2 protein-coding genes and 1 pseudogene are annotated in these 2766 nt (G+C 66.3%); all 3 read right to left on the bottom strand.

Going from position 1 to position 2766, the window contains the following annotated elements; genetic code table 11:
* Nucleotides 1-906, bottom strand: a 906-nt coding sequence (locus HP547_RS21745) for an MMPL family transporter (RefSeq protein ID WP_172287403.1), incomplete at its 3' end; no start/stop codon positions are given.
* The gene (locus HP547_RS21740) at nt 903-1889 is read right to left on the bottom strand and encodes a YCF48-related protein (protein WP_172287402.1); all 987 of its coding nucleotides are present in this window, start codon (nt 1887-1889) and stop codon (nt 903-905) included. The genes HP547_RS21745 and HP547_RS21740, both read right to left, overlap by 4 nt.
* 345 nt (nt 1890-2234) lie before the next feature.
* Nucleotides 2235-2766: pseudogene (locus HP547_RS21735) on the bottom strand (acetyl-CoA C-acyltransferase); the annotation flags it as partial.

The raw sequence follows: 2766 nt of genomic DNA, 5'->3' as shown, positions 1-2766 counted from the left end.
TACCGCATGCGATACGCCAATCGAGAAAATCAGGAACGGCACCAGCACCGACATCGGGTCGATACCCAGCCCCAGCAACGGCAGCAACCCCAGCAACCAGACCACCGGCAGCAACGCCACCAGGAGGGCGACACAGCTCATCACCAGCGAGCGCGTGTAGGCCCAGAGCAGCAAGGCGGTGATGACAAAGGCCACGACGAAGAACAGCAACACCGTATCCAGGCCCTCCACCACATCGCCGACCAGCTTGGCAAAGCCCACCACGTTGATCTCGATGTTCGGGCTGTTGTAGCGCTCGCGGATCTGCTCCAGGCGCTTGGCGACCTCCACGTACGACACCGGCTGACCACTGCGCGGGTCGCTGTCCTGCAGGTCGGCGCGCACCAGTGCCGATCGCTGGTCGTTGGCCAGCAGGCGCCCCACCTGGCCGGCCCGCGCCGCATTGCTGCGCACCTTCTGCAGGTCCTGCGGGGTGCCGGCGTACTGGGGCGGCACCACCAGGTCACCGACGAAGCCGTCCTCGGTGACCTCCACATAGCGCACATTGGGGGTGAACAACGAAGTAACACTTGGCCGGCTGATACCCTCGATGAAAAACACATCATCGGTGACCTGTTGCAGCACCTTGAGGAACTCGGGGTTGTAGAGGTCGCCCTCGCCCTTCCAGCGCACGTTCACCAGCAAACGGTTGGCACCGGTGAACACCCGGCTGAAGTCGAGAAAGTTGACCATGTAGTCGTGGCGGACCGGGATCTGCTTGTTGAAACCCGGGTCCAGGCGCACCTGGGTGGCGCTGTAGCCCAGGGCCAGGGTCACCAGCAGGAACACTCCCAGCCAGACGCGCCGGCCTCGGAATAATCGGGCTGCACAGGCGTGCACGCAACGCTCGCTCAAGCTGTTGCTCATGGTTGCTGCTCCATGCCGGTGCTGGCCACCCGCTGCTGCGCGCCCTGCGATACGCCTTTTTCACCGGCGACCAGCAAGTGGCGCGGGTTGAGCCCCACCGCCGAGGTCAGTGTGCCGAGGCCACTGCGCTGGTCGACTGCCACCAGCTTGCCTTGCCCATCCAGACGGATCAGCCTGCTGCCGGCCCCAACCAGCACCAGCCCCGCCCCCTCTGGCAGCTGCGCATGGCCGTAGATTGGCTGGCTGCTGCCGACATCGATGCGTTGCCAGCTGTCGCCGAAATCGCCACTGACGTAGACATGCCCGCGCATGCCATAGGCCAGCCAGCGCGAGGCTGACAGCCGCACCACGCCGAACAGCGAACCGTTGTAGAACGCTGGCAGTTGCTGCCAGTGCTGACCGCCATCGCTGGAGCGCAGCACCAGCCCTTGCTCGCCCACCAGCAGCTGACGGCCGTCGGTGCCGCCGTCCAGGCCGTTGAAATGCGCGCCATCGCCGGGCATCTCCCGCGCTGTCCAGTGTTCGCCGGCATCGCTGGAGACCAGGAACTTGCCGTAACTGCCGTAGGCCACCACCTGTTGGCCATCAGCGCTCCACACGCCAAGCAGGGGCTCACCCAGGTCGGCATCATGGTGGCGCTCTTGCCAGCTTTGGCCGCCATCGTCCGAGCGCAGGATCCAGCCATCGTGGCCTACCGCAATCAGCACCTCCGGGCTCAGGGCGATTACACCGGTCAGGGTCGCATCGCGGCCTGCGCCGACCTGGCTGGCTTGCCAGCTGCGGCCGTTGTCGTCGCTGCTGAGCAAGGTGCCACGCTCGCCCACGGCAATCAGCCGTTGCGGGGTGCTGACCAGTGCATTGACCTGGACCCGGTCGGCGAGGATCTGGGTCACGGCCAAAGGGGCGGGTTGGCGTGGCGCGAAGGCGAAGGCGACGGCGGCGATCACCAGGGCGCTCATGGCGTATGCGGTCAGCTGGCGCATGACGGGCTCCGGGGCGACAGCGGCAGGCACGTGGCGGGATTCATGGGGGCATCCTTTTAGAATTGTGCCGGGGATGATCCGGTGGCCTTGGCCTGGGGTACATCGTCCAAATGGCCTAGACAAATGTGGGAGCGGGTTCACCCGCGAAGCGCCGCGCGGGCGGCGCTCGATTTCACAGGCGATGAATCTGTTGTGGCGGACACCCGCGAAGCGCCGCCCGGGCGGCGCTCGATCTCACAGGCGCTGCAAATGCTGCGGCAAGCACCTGTCAGCCCTCGTGCAATTTGCCCCACAACGCCCGCGCCCGGCTCAACACCCGCGCTGCACCTGTGAAAGCCCGGCAGCCTAGGGCAGCTCAAACAACCCCGCCGCGCCCATCCCGCCACCAATACACATCGCCACCACCACATACCGTACCCCGCGCCGACGTCCTTCGAGCAGGGCATGCCCGACCATCCGCGCCCCCGACATGCCAAACGGATGGCCAATGGCAATGGCCCCGCCATTCACGTTGAGCCGGTCCGGCGCAATACCCAGAGCGTCACGGCAATGCAGCACCTGGCAGGCAAACGCCTCGTTGATCTCCCATAGGCCGATATCCGCCACTGTCAGCCCGAAGCGCTTGAGCAGCCTGGGCACCGCCAGCACCGGCCCGATGCCCATCTCCTGCGGCGCGCAGCCGGCCACGGCAATGCCCCGGTAGATGCCCAGCGGCGCAAGGCCACGCCGATGCGCCTCGGCGCGGCTCATCAGCAGGCTGGCCGAAGCACCGTCAGAAAACTGCGAGGCATTGCCCGCCGTGACAAACTCGCCAGCGCCGACCCACTTGCCATCCTTCCACACCGGCTTGAGCGCTGCGAGGTCTTCGAGCCGCGTG

Origin of the sequence: Pseudomonas sp. CM27, assembly GCF_013179515.1 — a bacterium.
Classification (GTDB): Bacteria; Pseudomonadota; Gammaproteobacteria; order Pseudomonadales; family Pseudomonadaceae; genus Aquipseudomonas.
Note: the sequence above shows the minus strand (reverse complement) of the source record. Positions and strands in the feature narration are given on the sequence as shown.